Raw genomic sequence first — 25,924 nt, forward strand, 5'->3', positions numbered from 1 at the left:
CGGTTGTCCACCGTGACTGATTGACCGGGTCAACCAGTCGGGCGGCCGGAGCGGCTCAACGGTGGAGGGCGGCTGTCGCTTCGGTTCGTTCCCCCGCCGGCACGGACCGTAGCGTCCGAAGGGCGACAGAGTTTCGCGGTCGACCATCCGTAGCCTCCCGGCAACTCCCGCGCCGAACCTGTCGGTGAGGGCGGGAACCGAGGGGGGACAATGGATTCGCGTGTACGGCGGGCTGGCCGCCGGGTGGACGAGTCGTGACCGCCGTCGCGGAGGCGGTGGCCGCCGCCGGCCTGGTGACCGACCATCCCGGTGCCACACCACCCATGACCTACAACGTGCTGTTGCGGGTGCCTGCCGGTTCGGTCGCCGGCGCATCGACCACCGTGGCCGGCACCCTGCAGAACGCCGTCGGCGGCCGGCGCACACCCGCGCAGCGTCCCACGCTGTCGCTGTTCCTGGGGCCGGGAGCGACGTTGCGTGGCACCGCGTACTGGCTGCTCAAGACCATCAAGCCGGCCGGTGCCCCGGATGCCACGCCGTACGACGAGATGCGGGTGGCCCGGGCGCTGTGGGCGTGGAACCGGGACTACCTGGCCACGCTCGGCGGCCCGGCGGCCTGGCGTACCGGGCTGTGGCTGCCGGTGCCGGTGGAGATAGCGGGCGGCGGCGCGCAGTGGGTGACCGACTGGGACACCGTCGCCGGCTGGGCCGACGGCCTCTCGGTCGGCCTCGGCATCTCGCTGGACGAGCCCGCCCAGCACCTGCCGCTGCCCGACCCGGCCGCGCTGAGCCGAGCGGTGGCCGCCGGGCTGGCCGGCCGGGACCTCGACGAGGTGGCCGACGACGTCGAGCGGGACCTGATCGGCAACCCGTTCGAGGCGGTGTTCCGGATCGTCGAGGTCCTGCGCCAGGTGCGGGCCGACGATCCGGACGACGCCGTGGAACTGGCCGCCACCCTCGTCGGCCGGCTGGCCGGCTGGGAGCTGGCGACCCTGGCCGGAGTGACCGCCGGGCACGCCCTGCTGCGGCGACTGTGGGCGATCGTCGGCCCCGCCGACGACGGCGACGCCGAGGACGCCCGGGACGCCCTCGGGCCGGCGCTCGGCCTGACCCGCACCGGCTCGGGGCAGTGGCAGCCGCCGGACGTGATCGGCCCGACGGTGGTCCCCGACGAGCTGCCGCCGGTCCCGCCGGCGCCGCCGGTGAAGGGGAAGAAGCCGGCACCGCAGGGTCTGCGGTCGCCCTGGAAGGAGCCCACCGAGAACCCCGGCGGCCGGCACACCATGGTCCTCGGCCGGGACCTCTGCGTCGGCGTCACCGACAGCCACGTCCAGAAGAACAAGACGGTGTGGACCGGCCCGGCCTACGCGGGTCGGCTGGACCCGGGCGCGTTCATCCGGGCGCAGGCCGCCACGATCGGCCTCGACGCGCCGCACGAGCAGGCCCGGCTGCGGATCGTCGAGCTGATCGCCCCGAACGAGGGCCGGCTCGACGGGTCCCGGGGCGCCGACAATGCCACTCTCTCCACCGGCATCCAGCAGTGGTCGGCGCACGCCAACCAGGAGCTGCCGGTGCTGCTGGCCCGGTTCAAGTGGGCCGCACCCGACCACTACGACCTCTTCTTCGGCATGTACGGACTCCAGGTCGAACTGTCATGGCGGGGAGCCGACGAGAAGGAGGCCGGGGCCGAGGTCGCCGACCCGGCACAGGTGCGGGCCGCCAACCCGGAGGCGTTCGCCGCGGACGGGACGCCGCACCAGGGCAAGGACTACGCGCCGCGGTACGCGACCTTGTTTGACGTCCCACCCGGCGGCGGTCGCCGCCGCCTGCCCGAGCCGCCCCAATCGCCCGGGGCGGTCCTGCCCCGGCACGCCTTCTTCGGCGCCACGGGGCAGGGCAAGGTTTTCACCATCGCGCCGGAATGGTGCGGTCGGGTCCGGCTCGCCGCGTTGTGTTCGGTGCCGTACGACCTGGTGCAGGTGTGGACGGCGGTGTGGCGCTTCGAGCGGCTGGCCCGCCAGCCGAAGGATGGCGCCACGCTGACCGTGCGCGGGCAGGCGTTGCGGATCCGGGACTTCGTCACCTCCGAGTTCGCCGCGGCTCTGATGCTCGACCAGCACATCAACGAGCCGTACGCGGTGACCGCGGCGATCGACCGGGCGGTCGCCCGTACCGAGAAGGCGATCGCGCGGATGGCCGAGCCGATGCGGACCGAGCTGCGGCCCTTCGACGAGGGCACCTCCGGCCCGTTGCGCGCCCCGTGGCTGCGCCTCTTCCAGATCAACTACCTCAATGAGCGAAAGCTCAACGGCAAGGACGTCCGGGACCTCCGGATCCTGCGCCTGCGCGACCAGTTCGACACCGAGACCAACAGCTGGGTCGGGCTCGATCCCGAGCCTGGGAGCTTCGCGGGGTGGGTGGGGCCATGATCAACGTTGACGGCATTCCCGCCGAGGTCGAGGACCTCGGCATCGCACTGGGCCTGCTGGCGCCGTCCGGCGGCGGCGTCCGGCTGGTCGAGGAGTTCTTCGCCGACCCGTGGACCCGGGTCGGCAGGCTGGTCGCCAACGACGTGCAGCGCGCCGCGCTGGTACGCGCCATCGAGGGCCTGCTGCCCGCGGCGCAGCCGCGCTTCCCGACCGACCCGGCCGGCCAGCTTGGCCGGGTCGCCCGGCACGTGCCGCTGCTGGAGGAGGGCGGCAAGGGGCAGGTCTACCTGGTCGTCGAACGCACCGGGGTGGCCGCGTCCGCCCCGTTGACCCTGGCGATCGCGGCCGAGGCCGGCCCGGTCGACGGCGGCCCCGCCGTCACCGCGCGGCTGGACCTGCTGGTGGCCACCGGCGGCGCGGTCACCGCGGTCGCGGCCAGCCGGAACCACCCGATCCGGCTGCGGGCCCGGGCGCCGCTCGGCGACACCGGGGCCAGCGTGGAGGCCGCCGTCCTGCTGGTCGCCCCGCCGGACGAGGGGCTGAGCCGGGTCACCGTCACCGTCCGCGGCCTGCCCGGCACCACCGAGCCGCTGGTGCTGGACCCGGCCGCCGACAGCTCCCAGCTCGCCCTGCTGGTCACCGCGCTGCTGCGGTACGTGCTGGCCGAAGTGGGCGACGGCGTGCCCGGCCCGGTGCACCTGGTCGCGGCGAACCTGCCCGGCCTGCTGGGGCTGACCCCCGGGCTGGTGCCACTGCCGCTGGGCGACCTGGCCGCCGACCCCGCCGCGTTCCGGTCCTGGCTGGCCGCGCTGGTCACCGCCCGCACCCCCGACGGCGCGCCCGGCCTGGTCGGCTGGCTGGACTCGATCGCCGGCCTGCTCGGCGCCGACCCGTCCAAGCGCACCGACCTGCCCACCGACGCCGATCCGCTGGTCATCCCGGTGGTCGCCGGCCCGCCGTCGGTCGACCTCACCGTGGCCGTCCGCACCGACCCGGCCACCGGTGCGAACGCCCTGGTGCTCGGCGCCCGGGTCACCTACCACGGCGGCGCAGTGCTCGACGCGGCCGTCCGGGGCGACGCCGTGCTGCTGGTGGTGCCGCTGAGCGGGTCGGCGCCGGTCACCCTCTTCGAACGCCTCGACGTGCTGGTCGCCGCGCCCGCCAACGGCGGTCGGCTCTACCCGGCCGCCGGCGAGCCGGCGGGCGCCGTGCAGGTTGGCGGGCTGCGTGCCGGACTGCGCTACCTCGCGGCCACCGGCGCGATCACGCCGGTGCTGGAACTGCGTGACGTCACCGTCGCCATCGGCGACGACCCGCACCACCTGGACCTGGTCGACCTGACCGACGCCCGGTCGCTGACCTCGGCCGCGCAGTCGCTGCTGGAGGAGGCGATCGAGGCGGGGCTCGGCCCGGCCGCCGGCCCGGTCGCCGCGCTGCGACACCTGCTCGGGCTGGGCACCACCCCCGGCGTCGACCTCGGGCTGCTGACCACCGCGCCGACCCGCGCGCTGGCGGCCTACTACCGGCAGTTGCGCCAGGAACCCGACGGCTGGCCCGGCGTGCTGCGCGAGGTGGCCCGGCTCGCGGGCACCGCCACCGCGGTGGTGACCGGCGCCGGCACCCCGGCCGACCCGTGGCGGGTCCCGGTGGACGCGCTCGCGGCTCCGGCCGGCGCACCCGTTGCCCTGGACCTGGTCCTGTGGGACTCGGGCACCGCCGCCGCGCCGGTCGTCGAACTCGGCCTCTCCGTGCGCGGCGGCGCCCACCTCGACGCGACCCTGCCGTGGCGGGTGGACGTCCGCGCCGCGCTGGCCCGCATCCCGCTCGACGGGGCGACCGGTCCGGCCTGGCTCGGCGGGGTCACCGCGACCGCCGCCTTCGAGCCGCCGGCCCTGGCCGTCGGCGCGCCGGTGCGGGTCTCCACCGACGGCATCCGGGTCCACGTCACCTGGTCGCTCGGGTCGCCGGTGCACGTCGCCGCGGCCGTCGACGACCTCGCCGTCACCGTCGACGGGGTGGCCCACCTGCTGGGCGACCTCACCCTGCCGCCGGCCGGCCCGATCGACCCGACCCTGCCCGACCTCGGCCTCGGCATGGACCCCACCGCGCTGTGGGGCGCCGCCCGCGGCCTGCTCGCCCGGGTCGCCGAGTCCTGGGCCGGCCCGACCGCCCGCGACCTGCTGGCCCTGGTCGGCATCGCCGGACCGGGCACCACCGGCCCGCTGGCCGGCCTGCCGCCGCTGCTGCCGCCCGATCCCGCCGACCTGTCGTCGCTGCTGGCCGACCCCGCCGCCGCGGTGCGCCGGTGGCTGGCCGACCTGGCCCGCGACGAGGAGGCCCGCACCGACGACGGGACGCCGTACCTGGTCGCGCTGCTGCGCCTGCTGCAGGCCGCGCTGACCGACCGGCTGCCCGCCCTGCCCGGGCAGGACCTGCCACAGGTCGACCTGCCGGTCGCCGGCGGCGGCACCGCGACGGCACCCTGGCGGGTGCCGATCCACCACGCCGGTGAGGACGCGGTCGAGGTGCTCGCCTGGCTGGAACCGCAGGGCCCGCCCGCGCAGTGGGCGATCGCCCCGCTGGCCGACCGGTTCGCCGGCGCCGAAGCCGACTCCGACGATCCGGCGGCGACCGACGCGATCACGGTCACCGGCGCCGACGTGCTCGCGGTGGCCGAGGTCGCCGGGGCGTACCGGCCGGAGCTCGGCGACGTGCTCGACGGCATGGACGCCGCCCACGCCGCGGCGGCGCTCGGCGCGCTGGCCGGTGTGCTCGCGGAGGGCGACGGGCTGGTGCCCGCCGGCGCCGCGCTGCCGCCCGAGCCCGGCTGGCGCGCCGGCACCCCGATCACGGCCACGCACGACACCCTCACCGGCGCGCCCGCGGCTGTCACCCAGATCCGCGACGAGATCACCGCCCGCACCGCGGCCGCCGGCGACGGCTGGGCGGTGCTGCTGCTCGCGCCGCCGCTGGCCGGGTCGCGGCCGTGGGCCGAGCTGCTCGGCGAGGTCGCCCCCGACCAGGTCGCCACCGTGGACCTGCGGGTGCCGGGCACCCCGCCCCACCTGGTCGACCTCGGCACGCTGCCGGCCGCCCACTGGTACGTGGTGGACCTCGCCGACGACGGCACCCTTCCCGCCGCCACCGCGCTCGCCGCGCTGCGGCACGTGCAGGACGCGGTGCGGGCGGTCCGACCCGGCGTGCGGACGGTGCTCGTCGGGCACTCGTACCTCGGTCTGGTCGCCCGGCAGCTCGCCGCGGCCGTCCCCGCGCAGCTGCTCGGTCTGGTCACGGTGGGCACCGCGTTCGACGGCACGCTGCTGCCGCTGGACGCGCCCGCGGTGGCCGACGGGGTGCGGCTGGCCGCCGTACTGGCGCCCGCCGGCCTGCCGGCCGCGCCGCTGCTGGACGGCGCGCTGAGCCTGCAGCGCCGGCTGCTCGACGGGTACGCCGCCGCGGAGCCCGGCGTGCAGGCCCGTCCCGGCCCGCTGCCCGCCGCCGCGTTCACCCGTTGGCTCGGCACGCCGGTGGACCTGGCGGGCGTACCCGCGCTCGCGCTGCACGGCAGCCTCGGCGACGTCGACGGCAGCGGTGATCTGCGGGCGGTGCTGCTCGCCGCGCTGACCACCCACACCGTCGAGGAGGCCGGGCCGGTCGCACCGCCCAGCCACGCGGTCGCCGCGCTCCGGCTCGCGCTCGACCTGGGCAGCCCCGCGGCCGGGGATCCCGAGGTCGACGTCGACGTACGCCTCGGACTCGGCGCGGTGGCGCTGGACCCGGCGGCGCCGGACGAGCTCCCGTCCGCCCAGGTCCGCATCCGGGTCGCCCGTCCCGACGGGTGGCTGCTCGGTGGGCCCGGCACGGGCAGTCCGCTGCCCGCCCGGGTGCGCGCCCTCACCGTCCGCGCCACGGTGCGGGCCGGCGTCGCCGCCCCGGTCACCGAGGTCGACGTGCTGCTGCACGACGCCGCGCTGCGCGGCGAGGCGGCCACCGCCGTCGACCTGGCCGACCCGCGGGCGCCGGAACTGCTCGACGCCCTGGTGCGGGAACTCGACCGGGTAGCCGCCGCCGACGGCCGGCTGGCCCGGCTGCTGACCGAACTCGCCGCCCTCGGCGTCCTGCACCGCGCCGCGCCCGGCCGGCCGGCCGGGCTGCTCGCCGACGCGGTCGGCGCGCTGCGTACCGACGCCACCGGGTGGCTGGCGCCACGGCTGCCGGCGCTGGTCGACCGGACCGCCGGGCTGCTCGGCCTGCTCCGCGACCCCGGCGCGGCCGCCGGCGGCGGCCCCTGGCGACGTCCCCTCACCGGCCTGCCGGTGGAGCTGGTGCTGGAGGCCCAGCCGTGGCGGCTGACCGCCCGCACCACCGGCGCCGGCCTGCGGCTCGGCCACGGGGTGACGCTGACCGGCGCCACCACCGTCCGGCTGGCCGACCCCACGCCGCAGGTACGGGCGGCACTCGCGGTCGGCGGCGTCACCCTCACCCGGACCGCCGGCGGGGTGTCGCTCGCCGCATCGTGGCTGCCCGAGCCGGTCGGGCTGTGGCCGGCCGCCCCCGATCTGGCCGCCCGGCTCGCCCCGCTGCTGCCCCGGCTGCTCGTCGGCGGCGCGCTCGGCGTCCTGCTCGAACAGCTGACCGGCGAGGACGTCCGGGTGGCTTCCCTCGACGGATTGCTGACCGATCCGGCCGGCTGGCTGCGACGCACCTTCGCCGGCACGCCCGGCGCGCCGCCGCAGGCCGCGCCGTTGGCCGACCTGCTGCGGCTGGCCGCGGCCCCGCTGGGCCTGGCCGCCGATCCGGCGCACGCCCTCACCCTGCCCGGCGGCGTCGCCGTCGACCTGCTGGACGTGGGCACCGCCGAGGCCCGGGCGCTGCGGTTGCTGGTCGGCACCGACGCCCCGATCGTGCTCTGGGAGGACGACGCCGGTCCGGCCACCCTGGACCTCGCGCTGCGGCTGGACGTCGACGCCGCCCGGCAGGTCCAGCCGGGCGGTGAGCTGACCCTGCATCTGCCGCTGCCCGGCGACTGGGGCGCGCTCGACCTGCGGCTGGGCGCCGACGCCGGCGGCCTGTCCGTGGCCGTCACCCCGGCCGCGCTGGGCGCCACGGTCACCCTGCTGCCGGCGGTGAGCGGCCTGGACGCCCTGGTGGAGGCCGCCGGGGCGCGACTGCTGCCGGAGGTCCTCGACCGGCTGGTCGAGGGCGTCGGCGCGCGTACCCCGCGTCCCGCCGTGCTCGACGACGCGCTCACCGTCGCCGCGGCACTCGGCGTCTACGACCCGGCCGCCGCGCCGCACGGCTTCGCCGCCCGCACCGGAGCGCTCGCCGACCTGGTGCAGGACCTGGCCGCCGGGACCCTCGCCGACGCCGGCCGGGTCGCCGCGCCCGCGGTCGTCGCGCTGCTGCGCCGCGTGCTGGGCGCGGCGCAGGTGCCGCAGCCGGCCACGCCGGGGGAGGTGGTGGTGCAGGTCGGTGTGCTCGGCGGCACCGTCGAGCTGCGCACCGACCTGGCCGCGTCGCCGCCGGCGCTGCGGCTGTCGGTACGGGACGTCACCGCCGGCGCGGTCACCGCCGACGTGGTGGTCGGCTACGCCCACCCGAACGTGACCGCCCAGCTGACCGCCCGCGCGGACGTCGACACCGGCCTCGGGGTGACCCTGCGGGCCCGGCTGTCCGCGCAGGCCACCGCCGCCGGGCTGGCCGTGCGGCTCGGCCTGCTGGGCAGCGACGACGCCGGCACCGGGGAACTGGGCGTCCAGCTCGCGCCGGTGGTGCAGCTGCCCGGGCCGGCCGAGCTGGCGCAGCTCGCCCAGCGGCTGGTGGTGCCGATGGCCGGCACCCTGGCGCTGCGTGCCGCCGAGCCGTGGCTGCGCAAGCCGCTGTGGTCCGGCGGGCGTACCGCGGCGCAGATCCTCATCGGCGCGGACGTGGCCGTCGACACCCCGGACGGGATGCGGATGGCGGCCGTCCTGCCCACCCCGATCGGGGTGCTGCGCGGGGCTCTCGACGCGGTCGCCGGGGTCGACGTGCCGGTGCCGGGTGGGTTGGCCCTCTCCGTGGCCGCCGACGGCGCCCGCTACGGCATCGTGCTGACGGGCGCGCTGACCCTGCCCGCCGGCGACACCGCGGTGCAGCTGCGCTTCGGCCTCCCGGACACCGTCGATCCCGGCTGGGGCCCGGCCGGTCGGGGGGTCGGCCTGCTGTTGCTGGACCTCACCGACTCGGCCGCGCCGCAGTTGCGGCCGGTGCTGCGGCTCGGCGGGCTGGGCATCCGGGTCGCGTCGGCCGCGTCCGGCAAGGCGCTGGTCGAGACCGGCGGGTTCCGCCTCGGCGCGGCCAGCGCCCACGTCCGCGCCGACCTGGCGCTGACCGGCACGGCGGCGCTGAAGCGACCGACCGTGGTGGACGGCGCGGTCATGCTCGACGGGCTGGGCTTCCCGATGGCCCCCGGCGGGGGCGGCGCCAACCCGGTCGCGGCGTCGCTGCTGCAGACCGGTGGGGGCGGCGACGCGGCCCCGGCCAATCCGCCGCTGGACGTGCTGGTCGCCCGGGGCGGCGGCAGGTGGCTGGTGCTCTTCGGCGGGAAGGCCGAGGCCCGGTTCGAGATCAACCGGAGCTTCGGTCCGCTGCACATCGCCGAGCTGGCGCTGCTGTACAAGGCGGCCACGTCCGGACCGGGCAAGGTCGGGGTGGCCGTCGACGGCGGCGTGGCCGTCGCCGGGCTCACCGTCGACGTCGACGACCTGTCGCTGCTGGTGCCACTGCGCAACCCGGCCGACCTCAGCGCCTGGGAGGTCGACCTGGCCGGCCTGTCGGTGTCGTTCAGCTCGCCGGGGGTGTCGGTCGCGGGCGGGCTCGTCAAGGTCACCGGCGCCAACGGCGTCCAGTACGACGGCATGCTCTCGGTCGACCTGGCCGGCCGCGGCCTGACCGCCGTCGGCTCGTACGCCCGGCCCCGCGACGACCTCGGCGAGTACACCTCGCTCTTCGTGTTCCTCTCCGCCGGGTTCCCGCTCGGCGGCCCGCCGTACCTGTACGTCCTCGGCCTGGCCGGCGGCGCCGGGTACAACCGCCGGCTGATGGTGCCCCGCGACCCGCAGGGCGTGCCGGCGTTCCCGCTGGTGAAGGCGATCGACGACGGCGGGTTCGGCGGCTCCGGCGGACCGATGGGGGCGCTGGCCCGGATGTCGAAGGACATCCCGCCGGCCCGGGGCGCGTTCTGGCTCGCCGCCGGGGTGAAGTTCTCCACCTTCCAGCTGCTGCACACCACGGCGCTGGCCTACGTCTCCGCCGACCGGGGACTCGAGGTCGGCCTGCTCGGCCTGATGCGGATGGCGCTGCCCGACTCGCAGTCGGCGCTGGTGAACCTCGAACTCGCGCTGGCCGCCCGGTACAGCACGGTGGACAAGGTGCTCTCCGTCCGGGCGGCGCTGACCCGCAACTCGTGGCTGCTCAGCCGCGACTGCCAGGTCACCGGCGGGTTCGCCTTCGTGGTGTGGTTCGACCGGCCGGAGGTGCTGCTGTCCATCGGCGGCTACCACCCCCGGTTCAACAAGCCCGCGCACTACCCGGACGTGCCCCGGGTGGGGTTCCACTGGTCGGTCGGCGGCGGTGTGGTGGTCAAGGGCCAGGCCTACTTCACCCTCACCCCGTCGACGGTGATGCTCGGCGGTCGCCTGGAGGCCTCGTACGACCGCTCACCGGTGCGGGTCTGGTTCATCGCCGCCCTCGACGTGTACCTGCGGTGGGACCCGCTGACGTACGACATCACCGCCAGCGTCAGCGTCGGCGCCCGCTTCACCATCAAGGTGTGCTTCTTCGCCTGCGCGCGGATCAACGTCAGCGTCTCCCTCGGCGCCAGGGTGCGCATCCAGGGCCCGCCGCTGCACGGCACGGTCACCGTCGACCTGGCCATCGCCTCGGTCACCGTCCGGTTCGGCAAGGCGCAGCCGCAGCCGTACCTCAGCTGGAAGGAGGTCCGGACCAAGTACCTCGGCGGCGGCGACCCGGCGAGGCCGGCGACCAGCGGCACGGTCACCGCGGGCACGCTGCCGCCGGTGGTGGGCAGCCGTCCGGACGGCACGGCGGAGCGCCCGTGGACGGTGGCGCCGGAATTCGCGGTCCGGGTCGAGTCGCTGATGCCGCTGTACGGCTGGCGGCTGACCGGCAGCGGCCGCGCCGACGACCTCACCGGCGGGCGGGAGGTCGACGTGGTCCCGGCCGGCTCGAACATGGCCAGGACCCGCGCGACCATGGTCGTCACTGTCGAACAGCGCAGCGGCAGCACCTGGATCGCGGTGCCCACCGCGCAGATCCAGCAGCTGCGGCTGGCCACGGCCGGCACCGGCTTCCCGGCCGCGCTGTGGGACGCCGCCCTCGCCGGTGCGGCGAACGGCGGCTCGACGTCCACCATGGTCCGCGCGCTGTCCTCGGTGGACCTCGCCGCTCCGATCACCGTCTCCGAGGCGACCGGCGTGCTGCCGGACGTGGCCCTGGCCACGATGATCGAGGAGGAGACGCAGCGGCACCTGCCGCTGTCGGTTCCCGGCTCGGTGGCGCCGGCACCGTCGGTGCTGCGGCTGCGGCGTACCGCCGACACCACCGCGCCCGACTCCGCCGTCGCCACGGACCGTCGGGCCGCGGCGACGGCGGTCGGGCCGCGGCTGCGGGCGACCGTCTCGGCCGACCAGCACCGGGGTGCCGCCCGGGCCGCCCGCCGGGTCGCCGCCCGGGCCGGGCGGGACGCCGGGACGGCCCTGCCGGTGGGCAGCACCCAGGTCTGGGACACCACCCACACCGGCGGGCTGCGGCTGCGCCTCGACGAGGGGCCGACGCCGCTGCGACTGGTCACCTTCACCGGCACCGGCGCGCCGCTCAGTGACGGCCCGGCCCGGCCCGGCGCCCGGGTGCCCGCCGACGCCGCCCGCGCGGTGGTGACCCCGGCGGCCGGCGCCGCCGCCGGCTGGGCCGCCGACACGCCGCTGGTCCCGGTCACCGACGGCGTGCTGGTCGCGCCGGGCGCCACCGTGCTGTTGCCGCACCCGTGGCATCCGCCGGTCCGCTACCGGCAGGCCGGCGAGCACGTTCCGGTGCCCGCGGCGCTGCTCTCCGCCGCCGTCGACGGCCTGGTCACCAACCTGCCCAGCACGACCCGCGCGGTCGTGGTGTCGCTGGAGCCGGTGTCCGCCGACGCCCGCCTCGACGACGTCCGCATCGAACTGGGCGGGGTGCGGGTGAGCAGCCGGGAGGACGCCCCCGACGCCGACCAGCCGCACCGCATCCTGCTGACCGTCGACGCGGAACGGGGCGCGGACACGATCTCGGTGCAGGTCGTCGCGGGGGAGGGCTGGCGGGTCTCGGGGGTGATCGGCACCCCGGACTACGCCGTCGACACCCGGCTGGCCGCCGCCCGGCGGGAACTGGCCCGGGTCACCAGACCCGCGAGGGTGCCCGAGCGGCCGGGTGTCGCCGCCCGGTCGGTGGCGCGTACCGCGGTCGCCCCGGCGGCGGCGCTCTCCGAGCCGGCGGCCCCGGCACCAGCGGCGGCGCTCGTCGCCTTCGACCACGAGGAAACGGAGGCGTGATGACGGAGACCCCCGTGGCGCCGGGTTCGATCCGGCTGCACGACAAGGTGACGCCGTCGCTCACCGCCGGCATCTACCGGTTCACCAGCAAGCTGGAGCTGACCGGGCGGGGAACGGAGGACGGCTCCCCGCCCGAGCACCGCACCCACGTGCAGGTCGGCGCGCCCCGGCTCGCCCTCGACACCAGCGAGGTCACCGGGCACCACCCGCCCCGGGACGCGGTGGGCGCGTTCGGCGACCGGCTGCCGCACGTCGTACTGGGCCGGCGGACCCTGCCGTGGGAGCGGCGGTTCACCGACGGCACGCCCTGGCTGGCGCTGCTGGTCGTCCGGACGGAGGAGGCGAGCCTGGTGACCGGCCCACTGCGGACGATCATCGGCGAGACGGCGTTCAACCGGCTCAACAGCATCGAACCGGTCGACCCCAACCGGGCGGTCGTCGGGCTGCGCGCCAAGGACCTGGCCACCTTCCGGGCGCTGCTGCCCAACCGCGCCGACGTCGGGCTGCTCACCCACGTCCGCCAGGTCAACGTCGCCGACACCGCGCTGGCCGGCAGCGACGACGACGGCTGGTTCGCCGTGGTCACCGCCAACCGGCTGCCGCTGGGCGGGGCCACGCCCGTCAGGTACACGGCCTGCCTGATCTCGCTGGAGGCCCGCGACGACGTCTGGGCGACCAACCTGACCAGCACACCCACGTTGATCGTCCTGGCATCCTGGCCGTTCGTGACCAGCTCCGCCGGCGGCACCTTCGAACACGTCGCCGCGCACCTCGACCTCGGCGCGTTCGGCGCCCCGCCGGCCGGGCAGCCCCCGCTGGTGGACGCGGACGGGGCGCTCGCGCTGGCCGGCACCCGCCGCGACGGCACCCCGGCCACCATGGGCTACCGCTCGCCGCTGCTCGGCGCGGCCCCCGACCCGCTGCCCGCCGGGCCGGACGACGTGACCGGCGACGCCGCGTTCGAGCTGGGCCGGTTGCTCGCCGCCGCCGACGGACGGTTCATCCGCGAGGTGGTGGGCTGGCACCGCGCCGCCGACGACGCCGCCCGCGCCGGCAGCGCGGCGAACCTCCGCGCGGACAGCGCCCGCGCCTACACCGCCGCCGGCCCCGCCCTGCGTCGCACCGCCGCCGCGGTACCCGCCGACGGCCCCGCCGCCGCAGGGGCGGACCTGCGCGCTGCCCCGGCAGCCGCCGAGAGCGCCGACCCGCTCGCCGACCTCGGCGCGACGTTCGCGCAGCGGCTGCTGTCCCGCACCACCCGCGCCGACCTGTGGCAGGCGCACCCGGGTGGCGACAGTGTCATCCCGCGCCAGCTGCGCCCGGAAGGAGAACCTTCGTGACCACCCACCTGTCCACCGGCGGGCGGCTGCTCGCCGAGCGGCTCGGGGCGCTGGTCGGCCCGCTGGCCGACACCGCCGGGCAGCCCGAACCGCGGGTGCGCGCCCTGGTCGCCGAGCGGTCCCCGGCGCGCACCGCGGTCGCGGTCGCCGAGCCGACCGCGACGGCGGCCGTCGACGCGCCGCCGCTGCCGCCGTACGTCGAGCACCTGCTGGCCCGCTGGAGCCTGCTGCACGACCTGCCGTTCCGCTACCTGGTGCCCGACGCCCGGCTGCTGCCGCCGGAGTCCATCCGGTTCTTCCGGCTGGACACCGGCTGGCTGGAGCAGCTGCGGGCGGGGGCGCTCGCCGTCGGCGGCGACGGCAGCCGGGAACGCGCCGGCACCCGGACGCTGCTGCCGCGGGTCACCGCCGCTGTCACCGAGCAGCTGCCGCTGGTACGGGAGGTGCAGCGCACCCGCATGTCGATCCCGGTCGCCGCGGACCTGCTCGCCGAGGCCCGGGCCACCGGGGAGCTCACCGCGGCGGCCGGGGAGGTCCCGGTCACCGGGTTCCTGCTGCGCTCCTCGCTGGTCAGCGGCTGGCCCGGGATGGAGGTGCGGGCCTGGACCAGCGACGACCCGGCCGACGTGCGACCGGGCGTGGACCCGGACGAGCTGGCCCGCGCCCGACCCGACCTGGTGGTGGAGCTGCTGCGGCTGGAGCGGCTGTCGCCGTCGGTGCTGGTGGCGTTGTTCCGCGGCGCCCCCCGCCTGGTCTGGCTGGAGGAGCCGCCGCAGAGCGTGCAGTTCGGCCTGGAAGCCGACGGGACGGGCTGGCGGGCGCCGATCCGCGACGGGGCGGGACCCGACCTGGGCACCGTCGTGGTGCCGATGCGCCCGGGCCCGGTGCCCGGCGTGGTGGACGTCAAGGGTCTGGCCGCCGCTCTGGACCAGGCCCGCCGCCTGCCCCGGCCGCGCGGCGGCGCCGCCCTGGCGCTGTCCCTGCTGCAGGCGCCGTCCCGGCAGCGGTTCGGCTCCTCCACCCCACCGTCCTGATCCCGCGGCCCCGCCGACCCACCGCCGGGCCCGACACCGGCCCGCCCCGAACAAGGGAGCCCCTTCCGTGACAACTCTCCTCGTCCCGGTCGCGCTCGACGTCCTGGTCGTCCGGGAGCCCGGTGCCGCGTCCGACTGGGCGAACACCGCGCTGACCCGGCCCACCCCGCCCGCCAGCGGCCGGGTGCAGCAGGACCTGCTGCCCGAGCCGTTCAGCGCCCGGTCCACCGCCCGGCCGCCGGGCGCGCACCTGCACTGGGGGCTCCCCGACGGGCTGACCCGGGGCGTCGCCGACGACACCGGCGCCACCACCTTCCCCCCGGTGCCCGACCGGTGGCTGGTGGTGCGGCTCTCCGGCGCGGCGACGCCCGGTCCGCGGGCGGTGGAGGCGTGGCTGCTGCCGTACGCGGGCGCGATCGAGCCGGTGCGGGTGGACCGCGCGTTGACCGGCCCGACCCTGCCCGCCCCCGGTGCCGCACCGAAGTCCCCGCTGACCGCGCTGGGTCACGGCGACCTCGGCTGGGCCGGCTACTACGACAACGTGACCCACCGGTTCGCGCTGCACGACGAGCTGACCGGGGTGACCGGGCCGGTGGCGTACCTGGTGGTGGGCTGGTACACCGACCTGTCCCGGGACCCGCTGCAGGTGACCGGGGAGACGGCACACGCCGAGCGGATGGAGGACCTCGGCTGGCAGGTCCACCCGCCGCTCGACGAGGACGGCGACGGAGACGAGGACCAGCCGGTGCCGGACCGGTCGGTCTACCACGCGGCGGCGGTGTCCATCGGCTGGCCGGCGCCGAACTGGCCGGGTGACGGCGGGCTGCTCGGCCGGGAGGCCGACTACCGTCCCGCACCGGACCAGGTGGCGCTGGCCCTGGGGGAGACCCTGGCCGAGGCGCTCGCGTCGGTCGCCGCGGAGCCGGACGACCCGAGTGACGCGGCCCGGATGGTCGAGGCGCTGCTGCAGGGCGCGCTGGCCGACGTCACCGCCGCCGACGGTCCCGCCCAGCTGGATGCCTCGCTGCACCAGAGCCGGTTCGGCTCGACCCCGGCGGCGGCCGGCAACGAGTACATCTGGCAGCCGGCGACCGGCTCGGGCGGCGCCGCCGGTGGCGGGTCGTTCGTGCAGGTGGAGCGGACCCGGCCGCGGGTGTGGCACGCGTTGGAGCCGGCGCTGGTGGTGGCCGGCGGCGGGCGCAGCCCGAAGCACGGCGCGGACGGCCGCTACTCCGAGCTGGGCAACCTGCTGTGCCGGGTGGACGGGCAGACGGTACGCGGGTTCGGTGTCGCCGGCGGTGACTCCGGCCGGGGCGCGGCGGTGCTGCCGCCCACCTCGCTGGCCGGGCTGTTGCCGCAGTACGGGGTGCCGGCGGTCGCCACCGACCTGCTCGTCGAGCTGGCCAGCCTCGACCCGGGCTCCGCGCCCGACCTGGCCCGGTCCACCGCCACCGAGCCGTCCCCGGTGGCCGCCGCACGGGCCGCCTGGTGGGCGTCGTTCGACCCGGGCGTGGGTGATCCGACGACAGCGCCGCCCGGGGCCGTGGTGGAGGGGCAGCTGCCCAGCCCGGTGGGGGTGACCCCGCCGAGCCGGCCGTGGAACCCGTTGCTGCTGGAGTGGACGGCCCGCTACCTGCCGTCCCCGGGCGGTGCACACGACTGGCCGCTGGGCGAGGTCGACTACGACCTGCCGGCCGCGGTGACCGAACCGGTTGCCGAGACCGGCCGCACGCTGCGCGGGCGGGTGATGCTGTCCGCGTCGGCGGCCGCGCTGCTCGACGGCACGATCGACGCGCAGGACGCCGAACGCGACCTGCTCTCCGGCGAGCTCGTGGGGATCGCCGAGCAGTTGCGCCGCGACGCCACCGGCCTGGTGGTGGACGCGCCGAACGCCACCGACTCGGCGCAGCCGCCGCAGCCGCCGCGCGCGCCGGACTTCGTCGCCCTGCGCGCCGGATACCTGCGCGTGGACCGGGCCCGCCTGGTGGACGGCTTCGGCCGGTTCCTGGAGGTGCTCGGCCCCGACGTGGCGACGCCGGCACCGGTGACGCACGGGGTGACGCTGGCCGTGCCGGGGCACCCGGATCTGGCCGCGCTGCGGCCCCGGTTCACCGCCCCGGCCCGGGTGCTGCTGCGCTTCGCCGACGCCTCCGGTTCACCTCGCGATGCCGACGCCGGGGTCAGCCCGGTCTGCGGATACCTGGTGCCGTCGCTGGTGGACCGGACGCTGGAGTTCTTCGACGACAAGGGCAGCGGCTACGGGCGGCTGCGGCCGGACCCGGAGACGGTGACCGCCTGGGAGGAGGATCCGGGTCGACCGGCGACGCTGGGCGCGCCGCCGAGCCGGTTCCTGCCGAATCCGCTGCTCGCGCGGTTCGCCGACCGCATGCTGGCCGCCGACAACGCGCTGGCCACCGCCCGGGCGGACGGCCATCCGGCCGGTGGGGCGCAGAGCGCGCTGGAGTCGCTGCTGCGGGTGCTCGACACCACCCGGTGGACGGTGGACGTGACCGGCCGGGCCGGCGACGAGCATCTGGCGCTGTTGCTCGGCCGGCCGGTCGCGGTGGTGCGGGCGTACCTGAAGGTGGAGGTGGAGGATCCGCGGCAGCCTCCGGAGAACGCGCGGACCGGTGTACCGGTGCGGTTGGGCACGTTGTCGCGGGCGCAGGACGGGCTGCTGGCGTACTGCGTCGGTGACGACATGGACCGGCTGCACATCGTCGACCCGGCGGTGGCGCTGCTCGCGCCCGGGCTGCCGGACGGGAGCGGGGTGGCCGCGCTGCCGGGCGCGGACCCGATCACCTCCCCGTACGTGGACACCTCCGGGGTGTTCACGGTGAACCCGGGGGTGCCGGTGCCGCTGACCCTGCTGATGGTGCCCGGATCGGACGTGCACGTCACCGCCGGGCTGGTACCGCAGAAGTCGGTGGGGCTGCTGCGGGAGTGGACGGCGCCGGCCCTGTCCCGGCTGTCGCCGGCGCTGCGCCACGGCCCGGTGCTGCGCGACCTGGAGACCACGCGGCTGCCGTTGCCGCAGGACGTGCGTGGCTCGTGGCACTGGCACCGGCGGCCCCGGCCCGGGGAGTGGACCAGCGACACGGTGGTGCCGAGCACCCCGGACGCGTTGCTGCCGAACGAGCCGTCGGTGGCCAGCGAGGGCTGGCTGCAGGTGGCGCTGGTCGCCGACACCGAGTACCACGACGCCGCGGTGCCGGTGCGGGTGAGCTGCGTGCGGACGTTGAACGGGACGACGATCGGGCTGGGCGGGCAGAACGGCGACGGCAGTCACTTCCTGATCCCGGTGCCGGAGGCGATCGAGCTGATCGGCAGCGGGCGGTTCGCGTTCTTCGTGCAGGAGCCGGGCACGGCGCGGACCGCCATCCGGGTGGTCCGGCCGAGGCTGGGCCGGCCGTACCTGCGGACGGTGGCCGACGACGCCTCCCCGAACAACCTCGACAGCCTGCCGGAGTGCGACCACGTCCGGTGAACGCGAAGGTGGTGGCACCAGGTCGGTGCCACCACCTCCGCGTCGTCAGGGCAGTTGCGGGTAGAGCGCGGCGACCCCACCGGCGAACCCGGCCCGCACCTGCCGGCTGACCTCGTCGGCGAGGATCTCGTACGAGTCGGCCTCGATGGCGTCCACCACGATCCGGGCGATGTCGGCCGGGTCGGACTTCGGCGAGGTGACCCCGGCGGCCATGTCGGTGTCCATGTACCCGACGTGCAGGCCGGCGACCCGGATGCCCCGGTCGGCGAGCTGCGCGCGCAGCGCGTTGGTCATCGACCACTCGGCGGACTTCGCCGCGCTGTACGCGCCGAGGTGCGGGAAGCTCACCCAGGACAGCACGGACAGCACGTTGAGGATCGACCCGCCGCCGTTGCCGGCGATGACCGGGGTGAACGCGCGCACCATGGACAGGGTGCCGAAGAAGTGGGTGTCCATCTCCAGCCGGATGCGGTCGAGGTCGGCGTCCAGCAGGTCCGCGCCGGTGGCCGAGCCGGCGTTGTTGACCAGGAGCGTGACGTCCCGGGCGAGGTCGGCCGCGGCGGCCACCGAGGCGGGGTCGGTGATGTCCAGCCGGACCGGCGTGACGCCGGGCAGGTCGACCTGGTCGGGGTTGCGCGCGCCGGCGTACACGGTGGCGCCCCGGCCGGTCAGTTCGGCGGCGAGGTGCCGGCCGAAGCCCCGGTTGGCGCCGGTGACGAGGGCGGTGGTTCCGGCGATCTTCATGTGCGTACTCCTGGGTGGGTTCGGCGGGTGACGGTCACGCGCCGGCGGGTGGGTTCAGGACGCCGTCGGCGCGTCGCGGTCGGCGCGGCGCAGGCCGGGCCCCGGGCGTACGGCGATCTCGTCGGCGGCCACGTCGTGGCCGGCGTCGCAGCGCAGTCGCGCGTGCACGGCGGCGCCGCAGTCGTGGTGCTCGAGGCGGATGGACGGCCCGGCCTCGTCGGCGGCCCAGGCGTCGCCCCACTGGCGCAGCGCGGTGAGCACCGGCAGCAGCTCGGCGCCCTTGCGGGTGAGGTGGTACTCGTCGCGGGTGCGCTGGCCGGGCTCCCGGTAGGGGTGCCGCTCGAGCAGCCCGTCGGTGACGAGCTGCTTGAGCCGGGCGGCGGCGACCGGTTCGCTGACGCCGGCCCGGCGGGCGAACGCGTCGAAACGGCGGGTGCCCAGCGACGCCTCCCGCAGCAGCAGGAGGGTCGTGCGGTTGCCGACCACGTCGAGGGCGCTGGCGATCGAGCAGGTGCTGGCCAGCCAGGAGTCCCGGTCGGCGAGCAGGTCGTCGGTCATGCCGGTGACGCTACCCCTGCTGACTTAGCTTCCCCAAAGTCAGCTACGTCACAGACCGGCCGGGCCCGGATACGACGATGCCGACCACCCGTCGGGCGGTCGGCATCCGTCTGATGGTCGTGTTACGCGGCAACCCGGGACGCCGGCTGGCGCTGTGCCGGCGCGGCGGTGGACCAGGCGGCGCGCGGCTCCCGGGCGTCGGCGTCGGCAGGCGCCCCCGTTGAGGCGTCGGTCCGTGCCACGCTCAGCGCGCGCTGGGCGTTGTTCCAGGCCTCGCAGGGCCAGGGCTGACCGGTGCAGAGCAGGTTGCGGCAGCCGCCGTCGTCGCCCGGCTCGTGGGCGTCGGCCACCTCCAGAGCCAGCTTCCACAGCAGCGGGTCGGTCACCTCTTCTGGACGGTCAACCTGGTGGTCGGACCGGTCGAGGCTGGTGTCGGACACGAAAGATCCCCCCCCTGGGCGCAGGTGCTGGGCCCACCTTCACCAGTTTGAGCGCGCGCGAAACCTCGTAGCGTTACGCCGCGCCGGTTATGAGGGTGTTTTCGCCCGAAAATCCCACTGTCCGGAGGTGAGATGGGACGGATGGCCGTGCGCCCGTGCCCGTCCGGCCGGGCGCAACCGGCCAGCCGGACCACACGTCGACCGGTCGTCGCGCCGTCCGCAGTGCCGGTGCGGCGCCGGCGGGACCCGCCCCCGCCGGACGCCACCGACCGGCGCGCCGGCCCGGTCGCGGTCGATCTCGCTGACGGTCAGCTCAGGTCGAGTTGCACCGTGGCGATCTCCCAGGCCCGCAGCGGAAGCCGGACGCACCCGTCACCGTCGACGGCCAGCGGCTCCCCGGGCCGGCCGAGCAGGTCGGCCCGCCACGCCCCCCGGATGGTCGCCCCGCCGAGCACGGCGACGGTGTCCGCCGGGGTCTGCGCCACCAGCCGTACCTCGGTGCGGCCGGCGCGGTCCCGCACGCTGGTCAGCGCGACGCCGGAGCCGTCGACGGCGAGCCCGCCCGTCGGCGCGGGCAGCGCGGTGGCCGGGTCGGCGGTGCCGGGGAAGGCCAACAGCTCGTGCCGGTACACCTCGGCCGCGGCCAGCACCCCGGCCTCGTGCCAGGCGCCCCGGTAGGGCAGCACCGCCAGCTCGACCGTGCGGGTGCCGCGGCACTGCGCCTCGGGCGTCGGCAGCTGCGGGCCGGCGGGCTCGTCGCGCAGGGCGTGCCGGTTGCGCGACAGCATCCCGATCGACCGCAGCAGGGTGACCGCCAGTTCCCGGCCGGAGTCGGTCAGCTCGTACTCGGTGGGCTGGGTCAACAGCAGGGCGAGGGCGCCGTCCGTCCCGCCGGCGGCGACGAACCCGTTCGCCGGGAAGGTGGGCAGCGGCACCTCACCGCCGCCGCCCTCCGCGGTCAGGCCCCGCTCGACGACGGCGAACTGCCCCTCGGCGTACGACGCGTCGGCCGGCGACGGCAGCGGCAGGTGCAGCCGGACCCGGTGGTCGTCGCAGCGGTTGTCGAACTCGACACGCAGCCGGACGAACGGCTCGCCGCAGCGCAGCTCGACCCGGGTGGTGACGGTGATCGGCTCGCGGTCCACCGCGCGGGAACCCGCGTCGACGTCCGCCGCCACCGGCCAGCGGTACTCCCGCACCACGTCCAGGACGGCCACCAGCGGCCCGTCGTGGCGCACCACGGTGCGCACCGCCCGCGGCTTGTCCACCAGCTCGTCGGCGGCCGGTGGGGCGTAGTTGTAGCTGTCGCCCACGTCGCCGCCGTCGACGACGCGGCCGACCCCGTCCACCGTCACGCCGTCCGGCGTGGTCAGCGCCAGCGTGCCGTCCTCGGCGACGTCGACGCGCAGCAGACCGTTGTCGAGGACGCGGCCGGCCACGGTCACCGGCGCGGATCCGGGCGTCGCGGTCGCCGGCAGGGGCACCGGCCGGACCGCGGCGCGCCCGAGCGGCGGCACCTCGACCAGGGCGGCGACGGTGGCCCGGGGAGCGGCGAGGATTCGCACCCGCCACCGGTCGGCCGGCCCGGCGGCGGCGAGCGCCAGCCGGACGTCCTCCACGTCGAAGGCGGGGTCGCCGTGCCGGGCCACCTGGAAGGTGAGAGTGGCGTCGTCGGGCGACACCGACCAGGCGGTGACCTCCTGGCCGTAGAGTTCCCGGCCGTGCACCCGGGTGAGCACGGCCGGCAGGTCGGCCGCCGCCACCACGTCGTCGGCGAGCAGCGTGCGGCCCCGGTCGAGGACCTGGGCGGCGACGCTGCGGCCGGCGGCGTCGACCAGCGCCACGGTGCCGTCGGCGGGCGCCTCCACGTCCAGGCGGACCAGCGCGGTGCGGGCCGCCGGGGCGGGGTTGAACAGCAGGTAGCCGTCCCGGGGCACGGCGGCGGCCAGCCGCGCGCCGACCAGGTCGCAGACCGCCCGGCCGAGCTGGTCGGCCTCGGCGAGGCGGGCGGCGACCTGCTCGGCGGTCTCGTCGCAGCCGCAGCCGGTCACCGAGTCGTGGCAGCTGGCGTCGATCAGCCGGGTCCAGGCCATGTCGAGGAAGCGCTGCACGGACGCGTCGTGGGTCAGCGCGGCGAGCGGTTCGGCGTACCGTTCGACGCGCCGCTCGGCGCGGTTCATCGCCCGCTTGAGCTGGCCGCGGACGGAGATCACGCCGGGCAGGATGTTGGCCCGCGCGTGCGAGCGCAGCTCGCCGCGGATGACCGGCAGGCCGTCGACGGTGGCCGGTTGGGTGGCGAAGTACTCGGCCAGGGTGCCCAACCGCAGCCGGGTGTCGGCGAGGTCGGCGGCGGCCAGCAGGTCGGGGGCGTCCGGCGCCGGGGCGGCATGGTCGGTGCCGTACATGGCCAGCGCCGGGCCGTCCTCCCCGTCGAACCGCCACCCGGCCAGTTTGGTGGCGAGGTCGCCGGCGCGGCGGTTGACCTGCGCGGCATCGTCCATCAGGCCGGCGGCGTTGCCATAGCCGCCGGGCAGGTACTCGGTGCGGATGGTGGTGCCGTCGGGCGCCTGCCAGGCGAAGGCGTGGCGGCGCATCCGCTCGGGTACGCCGCGGAACACGCAGGCGTGGGTCAGCCCGGCGCCGGCCAGGATCTGCGGCATCTGGGCGATGTGGCCGAACATGTCGGGCAGGTAGCCGACCGGCATGGCTCCGCCCAGCTCGGCGCTGCGGGCCAGTCCGCGTTCCAGGTTGCGGACGATGTTCTCCCCGGAGCAGAGAAACTCGTCGAGCAGGATCTGCCACGGGCCCACCGCCAGCCGCCCGGCGCGCACCAGGGCGATGACCTGCTCGCGCCGTTCCGGGCGGACCTCGAGGTAGTCGTCGACCGCGGCGAGTTGCCCGTCCAGGGTGAACCGCTGCCGCGGGTCGCGTTCCATCCGGTCGAACACCTCGTCGAGCAGCGCCACCAGCCGCAGCCGGAACCGCTGGAACGGCTCGTACCACTCGCGGTCCCAGTGGGTGTGTGGCACCACGATGATGTCGGTCGGTCGCGTCATCGGCTCGCCGCCTCTCCGCTGATCGCCACCCCGGTCAGCGCACCGTAGCGGCGTACCACCTGCAGGCTGGTCCGTACGTCGGCCGCGCCCTCGGCGATGCCGGTCAGCGGCGCGACGCCCGCGGTGACCATCGCGTGGAACGCGACCAGTTCCTGCTCGAACGCCTCAGTCACCGACCGGAACGCGGCCCGCCGCTCGCCGCCGCCGTGGCCGTCCACCACGGTCAGCGTGGTGGGCGCGTTGAGCAGGTACGGCGACGGGAACACCAGCTCCAGCGAGCCGCGGGCGTGGTGCAGGGTGACCGTCTCGCGGTAGGCGGGGTAGTCCGGCAGGTTGAGCCACCGGATCCCGTAGCGGGCGCCGCCCGGCAGCCGCCCGCTGACCTCGACCGACGGCTCGACCGGGCCGTCGGGGCGCAGCGGCCAGGTGGCTACGTGCTCCACGGTGGCCGGGGCGCCGGTGAACAGCCGCAGCAGGGACAGGTCGTGCGAGATGCTGTTGATCAGGATCTGGTAGAGGGCGCGGGCGCCCGGGTCGGCGCCGACGGCGGCGTCGAGCAGCCCGCGGTCGGCGGCGGAGAGCCGGGCCGCCTCCTCGGCCGGCACGTCGCCGGGGGCCGGGGGCAGGTTGGCGAAGCGCAGCTGCCGGTCGCCGCCGGCGTGCAGCACGGTCACCTCGACCGCGTGCACGCGCTCCGCGCCGCCGAGTTCCGCCAGCAGCCGCGCGGCCTCGGCCACCGCGGGGTCGTACTGCTTCATGTAGCCGACCATCAGCGCCGCGCCGCCGGCTCCCAGCTCGGCCAGCCGGGCCGTCTCGGCGAGCGTGTAGGCCAGCGGCTTCTCGCAGAGCACCGGCAGTCCGGCGCGCAGCGCCAGCGCGGCCAGTTCGCCGTGCGAGCCGGAGGTGGCCAGCAGCACCGCGTCGCAGCCGCCGTCGGTCACCATCCGGGCCGCGTCGGTGTAGCGGCGGGCCGGCTCGACGCCGTACCGCTCGCCCAGTTCGGTCACCCGCGACGGGGACAGGTCGGCCAGCGCGACGATCTCGAACAGATCGGCCCGGCGTTGCAGCAGCGGCAGGTGCACGGTGCGGGCGATGATGCCCAGCCCGGCCACCGCGATCCGGATCCGCTTGCCCGGCTCGGTCATCGCAGGGCCTCCTCGAGCCGGCGGAGGTTGGCGTGCTGGTCGGCGCGGATCCGGTCGAGGTCCCGGCCGTCCTCGGGGGCGTCCTGCTCGATCACCAGCCAGCCGGTGTAGCCGGTGGCGTCCAGGCCGGCGAGCACCCCGGCGAGGTCGACGTCGCCGCGGCCCAGGGCGCAGAAGCCCCCAGCGGCGACCATGTCCATCAGCCCACCGCCGGCCGCCCGGACCCGGGCGTGGGCGGCGAGGTCGGCGTCCTTCACGTGCACCTGGCCGATCCGCCCGGCCCAGCGGCGTACCGCGGCCACCGGGTCGCCGCCGGCCAGCAGCAGGTGCCCGGTGTCCAGGCAGATGTTGATGTCGGTGAGTTCCAGCAGCCGGTCGGCCTCGGCCTCGGTCTCCACGTCGGTGCCGAGGTGGTAGTGGAACACCGGCTCCAGGCCGCGGTCACGGCACCGGTCGGCGGCCTGCTGCACCCGGGCGGCGAAGTCCGGCCAGGCGGCGCCGGGCAGCGCCGACGCCAGGTCGGTCGGGGTGCCCGGGCGGGCCATCCGGGCCGGGTTGCCCGGGCAGGCCAGGGTCGGCCGGGGTGCGAACCGGGGGTCGTCGGCCGGCGCGGCGGTGAACACGTCGAGCGCGGCGTCGAGCTGGGCCAGGTCCTCGGCGAAGCCGGCCGGGTCGGCGAAGCGCAGGTCGACCCAGCCGCCGGCGAGCGCGATGCCGGCCGCGTCCAGCCGGCGCGCGAGGGTCTCGCCGGTGCCGAGGTAGCCGATCGGACCGGAGTCCACCCCGGTGTAGCCGTCGTCGGCCAGCGCCGCGAGCAGGTCCTCGGGGCCGACGGGTGCGTCGGTGCTCTGGTAGATGCCGTAGTTGACGGGGGCGCCGGCCACCCGTGTGCGTCCGGTCAGCTGCACAGTGCGATCACCTCCATGCGGTGGGACTCCAGGACGTGCAGCCCGTGGCCGGCCGGTAGCAGGCACCGGTCGCCGCGGACCAGCCGGTGCCGCCCGTCCGGGTAGGCCAGCAGCGCGCCGTCGGCGTCGAGCGCCAGCAACTCGTCGCCGAGGCGCAGCAGCAGCGGCCCGTCGGGGTCGGCGGAGATGGCGGTACGGCCGCCGCGCAGCGCGTCCAGCACCGCGTCCCCGGGTGCGGTGTCGCGGTCGGCCAGCACCCAGGTGGTGGGGGAGCCGGGCAGCGCGTCGGCGCCGGGGCGGTGGAAGTCGCTGCCCCCGACCGGTACGACATCCGCTCGCCACGCCCGCGCCCAGGCCAGCGGGGCGCCCCAGGTGCGGTCCCACCAGCCGGAGTGCCACACCTCGACCAGCGGGGTGCGGTCGGCCAGCGGCTGCCGCCAGGCGCAGTCCCCGCCGAGCGGGTGGTTGACCGACATCAGCCCGCCGTCGCGCCGCGCGGCGGCGAGCCACTCGTCGGGCGGCCGGCGGAAGTCGACCCAGCCCACCGGGCCGAAGACGTTGGCGTGCCCCCGGTCGGTGGTCACCTCCTGGCCGGGCAGCAGGGTGATGCCGTAGCGGGCGGAGGCGGCTGGCAGCCACGGGTGGTGGCTGACGGTGTTGTGGTCGGTGACGGCGAGGAAGTCCAGGCCGCGGGCGGCGGCGAGCGCGGCGAGTTCGTCGATGGTCTGCGCGCCGTCGCTGTGCACGGTGTGCGCGTGCAGGTCGCCGGCGAGCCAGCGCCGGCCGTCGACGTCGGGCAGGTCCCGGCGGGGCGGCCGGTCCGGGCGCGGTGGCGCGGCCGGCGCCTCGGGTACGGGCGGCGCGGTGCTGCTGGTGGTGGCGGTGACCTCGTAGTCCAGCCCGTCGGGTGGGATGCGGTGCAGCCGCAGCAGCACCTGCCACTCGCCGGGTTCGAGCTCGCCGGGCAGGTAGCCGGGGGTGGCCCAGTCGGCGGCGATGGTGTAGCCGTCGCGGGCGCCGCCGGACCAGCCGCGGAAGCCGGCCGGGCCGACGCAGCCGAGGTCGAGCACCCCGGCCTGGCGCGGGTAGTCCAGCCGGACGGTGAGCGCGGCGGTGCCGGGCGCGACGGTGACCGGCAGGGCCTGCATCACGTCGTCGGCGCGGTCTTGCAGGGTCCACCTGCCCCGGTGCGCGGCCAT

Annotated in this window: 12 protein-coding genes; 5 read left to right on the top strand and 7 right to left on the bottom strand. The window is 76.8% G+C overall.

All coding sequences use genetic code 11. The annotated features are described in order from the left end of the window. Positions 1-254: 254 nt before the first annotated feature. The 5 genes from ACVCAH_RS17160 to ACVCAH_RS17180 all read left to right on the top strand — a co-directional run bounded on the left by ACVCAH_RS17160 (position 255) and on the right by ACVCAH_RS17180 (position 17,874). Positions 255-2,429, top strand: coding sequence for a hypothetical protein (locus ACVCAH_RS17160; RefSeq protein ID WP_447137145.1), 2,175 nt, complete (start codon positions 255-257; stop codon positions 2,427-2,429). Beyond that, positions 2,426-12,013: a DUF6603 domain-containing protein gene (locus ACVCAH_RS17165; RefSeq protein ID WP_447137146.1), complete on the top strand. Its 9,588-nt coding sequence runs from the start codon at positions 2,426-2,428 to the stop codon at positions 12,011-12,013. Before ACVCAH_RS17160 ends, ACVCAH_RS17165 begins: the two co-directional genes overlap by 4 nt. Next, positions 12,013-13,353 carry a hypothetical protein gene (locus ACVCAH_RS17170; protein WP_447137147.1) on the top strand — a complete coding sequence of 447 codons (1,341 nt, stop codon included), beginning with the start codon at positions 12,013-12,015 and terminating at the stop codon, positions 13,351-13,353. Before ACVCAH_RS17165 ends, ACVCAH_RS17170 begins: the two co-directional genes overlap by 1 nt. Next, positions 13,350-14,387, top strand: coding sequence for a hypothetical protein (locus ACVCAH_RS17175; RefSeq protein ID WP_447137148.1), 1,038 nt, complete (start codon positions 13,350-13,352; stop codon positions 14,385-14,387). Before ACVCAH_RS17170 ends, ACVCAH_RS17175 begins: the two co-directional genes overlap by 4 nt. A gap of 67 nt (positions 14,388-14,454) precedes the next feature. Continuing rightward, on the top strand, positions 14,455-17,874 hold the full coding sequence (locus ACVCAH_RS17180; protein ID WP_447137149.1) for a DUF3892 domain-containing protein: 3,420 nt from the start codon (positions 14,455-14,457) through the stop codon (positions 17,872-17,874). Positions 17,875-17,919: 45 nt separating this feature from the next. On the opposite strand, the gene ACVCAH_RS17185 is transcribed toward ACVCAH_RS17180, so the two are convergent. From ACVCAH_RS17185 to ACVCAH_RS17215, 7 genes are all read right to left on the bottom strand, one after another. Continuing rightward, positions 17,920-18,618 carry an SDR family oxidoreductase gene (locus ACVCAH_RS17185; RefSeq protein ID WP_447137150.1) on the bottom strand — a complete coding sequence of 233 codons (699 nt, stop codon included), beginning with the start codon at positions 18,616-18,618 and terminating at the stop codon, positions 17,920-17,922. Between the two features lie 54 nt (positions 18,619-18,672). Beyond that, positions 18,673-19,176, bottom strand: coding sequence for a winged helix-turn-helix transcriptional regulator (locus tag ACVCAH_RS17190; RefSeq protein WP_447137151.1), 504 nt, complete (start codon positions 19,174-19,176; stop codon positions 18,673-18,675). Positions 19,177-19,298: 122 nt separating this feature from the next. Continuing rightward, positions 19,299-19,616, bottom strand: coding sequence for a hypothetical protein (locus ACVCAH_RS17195; RefSeq protein ID WP_447137152.1), 318 nt, complete (start codon positions 19,614-19,616; stop codon positions 19,299-19,301). Between the two features lie 308 nt (positions 19,617-19,924). Beyond that, entirely contained in the window at positions 19,925-22,672 is a 2,748-nt protein-coding gene (locus ACVCAH_RS17200; RefSeq protein WP_447137153.1) for a glycoside hydrolase family 38 N-terminal domain-containing protein, read from the bottom strand. After that, entirely contained in the window at positions 22,669-23,817 is a 1,149-nt protein-coding gene (locus ACVCAH_RS17205) for a Gfo/Idh/MocA family protein (protein WP_447137154.1), read from the bottom strand. Before ACVCAH_RS17205 ends, ACVCAH_RS17200 begins: the two co-directional genes overlap by 4 nt. Then, the gene (locus ACVCAH_RS17210) at positions 23,814-24,725 is read right to left on the bottom strand and encodes a sugar phosphate isomerase/epimerase family protein (protein ID WP_447137155.1); all 912 of its coding nucleotides are present in this window, start codon (positions 24,723-24,725) and stop codon (positions 23,814-23,816) included. The genes ACVCAH_RS17205 and ACVCAH_RS17210 overlap by 4 nt, the downstream gene beginning before the upstream one ends. Further along, the gene (locus tag ACVCAH_RS17215) at positions 24,716-25,924 is read right to left on the bottom strand and encodes a CehA/McbA family metallohydrolase (protein WP_447137156.1); all 1,209 of its coding nucleotides are present in this window, start codon (positions 25,922-25,924) and stop codon (positions 24,716-24,718) included. Before ACVCAH_RS17215 ends, ACVCAH_RS17210 begins: the two co-directional genes overlap by 10 nt.

The organism is Micromonospora sp. LZ34 (genome assembly GCF_052981855.1).

Excerpts from the sequence above, each read along its gene's own strand:
- ACVCAH_RS17205 (WP_447137154.1), bottom strand. The coding sequence starts at position 23,817 with ATGACCGAGCCGGGCAAGCGGATCCGGATCGCGGTGGCCGGGCTGGGC.
- ACVCAH_RS17215 (WP_447137156.1), bottom strand. The coding sequence starts at position 25,924 with ATGGCCGCGCACCGGGGCAGGTGGACCCTGCAAGACCGCGCCGACGAC.
- ACVCAH_RS17200 (WP_447137153.1), bottom strand. The coding sequence starts at position 22,672 with ATGACGCGACCGACCGACATCATCGTGGTGCCACACACCCACTGGGAC.
- ACVCAH_RS17165 (WP_447137146.1), top strand. The coding sequence starts at position 2,426 with ATGATCAACGTTGACGGCATTCCCGCCGAGGTCGAGGACCTCGGCATC.
- ACVCAH_RS17185 (WP_447137150.1), bottom strand. The coding sequence starts at position 18,618 with ATGAAGATCGCCGGAACCACCGCCCTCGTCACCGGCGCCAACCGGGGC.
- ACVCAH_RS17170 (WP_447137147.1), top strand. The coding sequence starts at position 12,013 with ATGACGGAGACCCCCGTGGCGCCGGGTTCGATCCGGCTGCACGACAAG.
- ACVCAH_RS17190 (WP_447137151.1), bottom strand. The coding sequence starts at position 19,176 with ATGACCGACGACCTGCTCGCCGACCGGGACTCCTGGCTGGCCAGCACC.